Origin of the sequence: Halalkalibacillus halophilus DSM 18494 (assembly GCF_000423105.1) — a bacterium.
GTDB classification, from domain to species: domain Bacteria; phylum Bacillota; class Bacilli; order Bacillales; family Alkalibacillaceae; genus Halalkalibacillus; species Halalkalibacillus halophilus.
The window spans coordinates 48,646-54,850 of record NZ_AUHI01000017.1 but is presented as its reverse complement, the minus strand read 5'-3'; the positions used below and the strand labels follow the sequence as shown (position 1 = coordinate 54,850).

The window sequence follows — 6,205 nt, the reverse complement described above, 5'->3', positions numbered from 1 at the left end:
GTTCGTAACTTAGGACGTAAATCGTTGGATGAAGTTCGCTATAAGTTGGAAGCTTTAAACTTAGGCTTACGTAAAGACGATTAATAATAGAATGCATCGGATAAATTCCTAGAAAAAGGAGGTTCTAAGATGGCTAAAGCAAAATTAGGTCGCCCAAGCGATCAGCGTGAGCATTTGCTACGCAATTTAGCGACAGACCTTATTGTTCATGAGCGCATTGAGACAACAGAAGCGAAGGCAAAAGCATTACGCCCCGTAGTTGAAAAAATGATTACACTTGGTAAGCGTGGCGATCTACATGCCCGCAGACAAGCAGCTTCTTACTTGCGCAAAGTAGATGCGGATGAAGAAGGTACGCAAACAGCAGTACAAAAATTATTCAGTGATGTTGCTCCACGTTATGAAGAACGTCAAGGTGGTTACACGCGCATTCTTAAATTAGGTGAGCGTAAAGGTGACGGAGCGAAATCAGTGATTATTGAATTAGTTGACTAATTGAATATTAGTAGAAAAGGGTGCTCAGTTCCATTACGTATGGATGCTGCGCCCTTTTTTTGTGAGTTTTACAGGAAGGAAACTAGTATATTGATAATATATCAGTACTGTAGGGAGGATATCAGCGTTCGCGAGAATATATCAACCTTCCAGGGGTGATATCAGCACTCGCGAGGATATATCAGCACTCCAGGGAGGATATCAGCACTCGCGAGGATATATCAGCACTCCAGGGAGGATATCAGCGTCCGCGACGATATATCAGCCCTCCAGGGAGGGTATCAGCGTTCGCGAGAATATATCAGTACTTCAGCGGGGATATATCAGCACTCCAGGGAGGATATCATCGCTCGCGAGGATATATCAGCGCCCGCCACGATATATCAGCCCTCCCGCGAGGATATCAGCACCCACGAAAATATATCAGCTTCCCAGTGATACCACGAACCACCTCACATACCTTCCCTACCATATATTAATTTATTTATGAAAGAGGTCGAAAGCCTATGGTATGATACAATAAGGAAAACTTTAAGTGATGAATAACAGTAGAGGTGGCAATATTTTGATTAGTTTTCAGGATGTATCCTTTCAATATAAAGAGTCGGATCCTTACGTTCTCAAAAATATTAATCTTGAGATAGAACAAGGAGAATGGGTCTCAATTGTTGGTCATAATGGATCTGGGAAGTCGACAGCGGCTAAGTTAATGAATGGATTAGCTATAGCGACTGAAGGTGAAGTGGTAGTAGACGAGCGGGCCGTGTCGGAGGAAACGATTTATGAGATACGTAGGAAACTTGGTATGGTTTTTCAAAATCCGGAAAATCAGTTTGTAGGAACCACGGTTGCGGATGATGTAGCTTTTGGAATGGAAAACCTCGGGGTGGAACGTTCAGAGATGGAAGTGCGTCTTAAGCAGAGCTTGGAAGCTGTTCGCATGAAAGGGTATGAGGATCAGGAGCCTCACCGATTATCTGGTGGTCAGAAACAGAGGATTGCGATTGCGGGTATTTTAGCCATGCAACCAGAAGTGATTGTATTTGATGAAGCAACCACGATGTTAGACCCTCGGGGAAAAAAGGATTTACTCGATACGATTCAAGAGCTTAGAAAAGAACGCAATTTAACGATTGTGACGATTACGCATGACCTTAACGAGGCAAGCTATTCTGATCGAGTGATCGTTTTGAATCAAGGTGAAGTTCATTTTGAAGGAACTCCTAGAAAGCTGTTAGAGCAACATGAGATGCTCCCTCTAATTGGTCTAGAGGCACCTTTTGTTACGGAACTTCATCAACAAATTAAAAAGCACGGACTTACGATTACACACGAACCGTTGCACTATAAAGAGCTGGTGGATGAATTATGGAAATTACATTTAAAGAAGTAGACTATACATATCAACCAAACACGCCCTTTGAGCATAAAGCTTTGAAAGGGGTATCTTTTCATATCCCAAAAGGTTCTTTTACTGCAATAATCGGTCACACGGGATCAGGAAAATCAACTTTAATTCAGCAGTTCAATGGATTACTGCGCCCAACAAAGGGTACAGCCAAAATTGGGGAATTCACACTTTCCAATGAGAAAAATAACCAAATTAAAGAGCTGAGAAAAAAGGTAGGTATGGTGTTTCAATATCCGGAGCATCAACTGTTTGAAGAAACTGTAAAAAAAGACATCCTATTTGGTCCGAAAAATTTCGGATTTAAGATGGACGAGGTGGAGAAAAAACTGCCTAAAATCTTAGAAGATGTGGGGTTAGATGAAAGTTTATTAGAGCGTTCTCCTTTTGAATTAAGTGGGGGACAAATGCGCCGGACTGCAATTGCTGGAGTCATGCTGATGGAACCAGAGCTATTGGTATTGGATGAACCAACGGCAGGTTTAGATCCATATGGCAAAAGGCAAGTAATGGAACTATTCAGCCATTTACATCAAAAGCGGGATCAAACGACCGTGCTTGTAACCCATGATATGGAAGATGCCTTTAAATATGCCGACCAAATTATGGTGTTAGAAGATGGTAAAGTGAATTTAATTGACCATCCCAAAGCATTATATACAAAAAAGGAACATCTTCAAAAGTTAGGTCTTGATTTACCAGAGCAGTTTCATTGTATGGATTATATAGAGAGGCAGCTTGGTGTCACATTTGATGAGCCTACACTTTCTGCTGAAACTATTGCTGGTTTGCTAAGCAACCAACTCAAGGGCGGTGACACCCAATGAATCAATCCCTAATCATTGGTCAGTTTGTCCCGGGGGAGTCACTCATCCACCGAATTGACCCTCGTTTAAAATTGGTAATTATCTTTATTTATGTATTAGTTATTTTTTCTGCTGAAACGTTATTAAGTTATGGGATTTTATTTGCGATTGCAATTAGTACAGCTGTTTTATCTAGAGTTCCTGCCACTTTTATCATAAAGGGGCTAAAGCCAGTTTGGTTTATTATTGCTCTTACTTTTCTACTTCATATTCTTTTAACTAGAGAAGGGGAGCCACTGATAACGGTTTGGGGTTTTTCCTTATATGATCAAGCGTTGTTGCAAGGCTTAAACATTTCTGCTAGATTATTATTACTAATTTTAATGACCACTTTACTTACATTAACGACTACACCGATTTCGATTACAGATGCGGTAGAGGCTCTCTTAAAACCTTTAAAATATGTAAGGTTTCCAGTGCATGAACTTGCGTTGATGATGTCCATTTCGCTTCGGTTCATTCCAACGATCATGCAAGAAACAGATAAAATTGCCAAAGCGCAGTCCTCCAGAGGCTTAGATTTTACGACTGGACCAATTAAAGATAGATTGAAAGCAATCATCCCCCTGCTAATCCCATTATTTGTTGGGGCGTTTAAACGGGCAGAAGATTTAGCGCTTGCGATGGAAGCAAGAGGCTATCAAGGGGGAGAAGGACGAACAAAATACCGGGCACTTACTTTTCAGCCGCTTGATTTAATAGTGGCATTAGTATTTGTAGTGGTAATGACATTATTTTTTGTAACGCGGACGTAAGGGGTTAAGAAATGAAGAGAATTAGATTAGATATAGCTTATGATGGAACAAACTTTGCAGGTTATCAGGTGCAACCAGGAAAACGCACCGTTCAATCTAAACTTGAACATGCTTTAGAGAAAATTCATAAGTACCCCGTGGGCGTTCATGCTTCGGGGCGCACGGATTCTAATGTCCATGCCAATCAACAAGTTGTCCATTTCGATACAGCGCTTGAGATTGAAGCGTGGCAGTGGATCCGTGCAATTCAAACACTTGTCCCAGATGATATGTTAATTAAAGAGGTATTATTTGTCGATAAAGCCTTCGATGCGCGTAAAGATGCAAAGGAAAAAGAGTATAAATATCAGGTATTAAACCAAGAACAATTTGATGTTTTTACAAGACATTTAGAATGGCATGTGAAAGGGAATCTAGATGTACAGGCGATGCAGGAAGCCGCTAAACTAATTGAGGGAACACATGACTTTACTGCATTTGCAGCCTCTAAGTCGAATGTCAAAGGTAACAAAACGCGAACAATTAGACACTGTAAAGTAAAACAAGATGGCAATCGAATCATTTTTTCCGTACAAGGGAATGGGTTTCTGACGTATATGGTACGAATAATCGTCGGAACCCTAATTGAAATAGGGCGCGGGCGGAAAACACAGCATCACATTTTAAAGGCTTTTGAAACGAATAACCGGAACCACTTAGGGATGACGGCACCTGGGCATGGATTACGATTAGAACGTGTTATTTACTAAAAACCGAACATTAATCTAATTTAAGGAAGTTAAGTTTCGTATTTATCGAAGAAATTCTTGATTCGTTGATTTAAAATGTTATAATTGAAATGTAATTACGAAGATTAAAATCGAATACCCTCATATAACCTTGGGAATAAGGCCCAAAAGTCTCTACCTGGTCACCGTAAACGACCGGACTATGGGGGAAGTTCTCGAATCATGGTGATTCTGATTTTCTATGCATACATGTGCAGATAACTTTCCTCCAGTCTAGAGGTAGTTATCTGCCTTTTTTTATGTAAATCAATGGTATAGAGGGTGAACATAGATGAATAGAGGGATGAACATGCAAGTTGGTGTAATCATGGGAAGCACATCTGACTGGGAGACAATGAAGCATAGTTGTGAGGTGCTTGATGAACTAAAAATTAGTTACGAGAAGCAGGTAGTATCTGCCCATCGAACACCTGAAAAAATGTTTCAATACGCAGAAAAAGCGGTGGAACGAGGGATTAAAGTCATTATTGCAGGAGCAGGTGGGGCGGCCCATTTACCTGGCATGGTAGCTGCAAAAACCATTGTCCCTGTCATAGGTGTACCAGTTCAATCAAAGGCGCTGAACGGAATGGATTCGTTATTATCAATCGTTCAAATGCCAGGTGGTGTCCCTGTCGCAACAGTTGCGATCGGCAAGGCTGGAGCTACCAATGCAGGATTATTAGCAGCGCAACAACTGGCAATGTTTGATCATCAACTTGCGGAACAATTAGTAGATTATCGAAACAATCTACAAGAAAAAGTAGAAAAAAGTAATGAGGAGCTTCAAACATGGTAAAAAGAATTCTACCAGGTTCAACAATTGGTATTGTGGGTGGCGGACAACTTGGGCGCATGCTCGCATTAAAAGCAAAAGAAATGGGATATAAAATCGCTGTATTAGATCCTACGGAAAACTCACCAACTGGGCAGGTGGCAGATACGGAAATAGTAGCTTCTTATGATGATCTACAAGCTGCGCAACGACTACAAGAAATTTCTGATGTGATTACCTATGAGTTTGAAAATATTGACGCGGAAACACTCGAATGGCTTGTGAGAAACGCATACGTCCCACAAGGAAGTAAAGTGATTCCAACGACTCAAGATAGAGCGACAGAAAAAAAGGCGCTTGAAGAAAGTGGAGCGAGAGTTGCTACCTATGAGCTTGTATATGAACTAGAAGATTTGAAAAAGGCAGTTAAACATATAGGGTATCCGTGCATTATTAAGACAAGAAGATTCGGTTATGACGGAAAAGGACAACTGACGTTAACAGATGACCGTGACTTGGATGAAGCAGCAACGATTCTACAACAAGGACCATGTATTATAGAGCAAATGGTGAATTTTGCAAAAGAAATCTCCGTAATTGTTACAAGAAGTGTTCTAGGGGAAGTGAAGACATTTCCTGTTGCTTGGAACATCCACCGTAATCATATTTTGCATCAATCTGTAGTACCTGCTCAGGTTCATGAAATAGTAGAAGCACGTGCTAGAAAGCTAGCAGTTAGTATAGCAGAACATTTAGATGTCGTTGGGACACTAGGTGTGGAAATGTTTTTAACCGAAGCGGACGAATTATATGTTAATGAAGTGGCGCCAAGACCACACAATTCTGGTCATTTTACGCAAAATGCGTGCGTAACTGATCAGTTTGAACAGCATATTCGAGCAATTACTGGCTTTTCTTTAGGAGAAACCAAATTGTATTCAGAAGTAGTTATGGTGAATATTTTAGGTCAACATATAGACCCATTATTGAATGGAATTGCCGATTCGCCGAAAGCAAAAGTTCATTTGTATGGGAAAGCAGAAGCGAAACAGAACCGAAAAATGGGGCATGTTAATTTCCTGGGAAATAATTTCTCCACTATTAATAAAGAAATAGAGAAAATGAATATTTGGGGGTAA

7 protein-coding genes, 1 pseudogene and 1 riboswitch are annotated in these 6,205 nt (G+C 40.6%); all 8 genes and pseudogenes read left to right on the top strand.

Translation table 11 applies throughout. From position 1 onward, the window contains the following. A pseudogene (locus G532_RS16085) lies at positions 1 to 84 on the top strand (DNA-directed RNA polymerase subunit alpha C-terminal domain-containing protein); the annotation flags it as partial. Between the two features lie 45 nt (positions 85 to 129). Further along, positions 130 to 495 carry a 50S ribosomal protein L17 gene (gene rplQ, locus G532_RS0110405; protein ID WP_027964763.1) on the top strand — a complete coding sequence of 122 codons (366 nt, stop codon included), beginning with the start codon at positions 130 to 132 and terminating at the stop codon, positions 493 to 495. Positions 496 to 1,060: 565 nt separating this feature from the next. Then, on the top strand, positions 1,061 to 1,888 hold the full coding sequence (locus tag G532_RS0110400; protein WP_027964762.1) for an energy-coupling factor transporter ATPase: 828 nt from the start codon (positions 1,061 to 1,063) through the stop codon (positions 1,886 to 1,888). Beyond that, positions 1,864 to 2,730 (top strand): energy-coupling factor transporter ATPase, encoded by an 867-nt coding sequence (locus G532_RS0110395; protein ID WP_027964761.1) that lies wholly within the window; start codon positions 1,864 to 1,866, stop codon positions 2,728 to 2,730. The genes G532_RS0110400 and G532_RS0110395 overlap by 25 nt, the downstream gene beginning before the upstream one ends. Further along, positions 2,727 to 3,524 (top strand): energy-coupling factor transporter transmembrane component T family protein, encoded by a 798-nt coding sequence (locus tag G532_RS0110390; RefSeq protein WP_027964760.1) that lies wholly within the window; start codon positions 2,727 to 2,729, stop codon positions 3,522 to 3,524. The genes G532_RS0110395 and G532_RS0110390 overlap by 4 nt, the downstream gene beginning before the upstream one ends. An 11-nt stretch (positions 3,525 to 3,535) precedes the next feature. Continuing rightward, positions 3,536 to 4,273, top strand: coding sequence for a tRNA pseudouridine(38-40) synthase TruA (gene truA, locus G532_RS0110385; protein ID WP_027964759.1), 738 nt, complete (start codon positions 3,536 to 3,538; stop codon positions 4,271 to 4,273). A gap of 100 nt (positions 4,274 to 4,373) precedes the next feature. Further along, positions 4,374 to 4,475: riboswitch (purine riboswitch) on the top strand. 120 nt (positions 4,476 to 4,595) lie between these two features. Beyond that, positions 4,596 to 5,090 carry a 5-(carboxyamino)imidazole ribonucleotide mutase gene (purE, locus tag G532_RS0110380; RefSeq protein WP_027964758.1) on the top strand — a complete coding sequence of 165 codons (495 nt, stop codon included), beginning with the start codon at positions 4,596 to 4,598 and terminating at the stop codon, positions 5,088 to 5,090. Next, positions 5,084 to 6,205, top strand: coding sequence for a 5-(carboxyamino)imidazole ribonucleotide synthase (gene purK, locus G532_RS0110375; RefSeq protein WP_027964757.1), 1,122 nt, complete (start codon positions 5,084 to 5,086; stop codon positions 6,203 to 6,205). The genes purE and purK overlap by 7 nt, the downstream gene beginning before the upstream one ends.

Excerpts from the sequence above, each read along its gene's own strand:
- G532_RS0110390 (WP_027964760.1), top strand. The coding sequence starts at position 2,727 with ATGAATCAATCCCTAATCATTGGTCAGTTTGTCCCGGGGGAGTCACTC.
- rplQ (WP_027964763.1), top strand. The coding sequence starts at position 130 with ATGGCTAAAGCAAAATTAGGTCGCCCAAGCGATCAGCGTGAGCATTTG.
- truA (WP_027964759.1), top strand. The coding sequence starts at position 3,536 with ATGAAGAGAATTAGATTAGATATAGCTTATGATGGAACAAACTTTGCA.
- purE (WP_027964758.1), top strand. The coding sequence starts at position 4,596 with ATGAACATGCAAGTTGGTGTAATCATGGGAAGCACATCTGACTGGGAG.
- G532_RS0110395 (WP_027964761.1), top strand. The coding sequence starts at position 1,864 with ATGGAAATTACATTTAAAGAAGTAGACTATACATATCAACCAAACACG.
- purK (WP_027964757.1), top strand. The coding sequence starts at position 5,084 with ATGGTAAAAAGAATTCTACCAGGTTCAACAATTGGTATTGTGGGTGGC.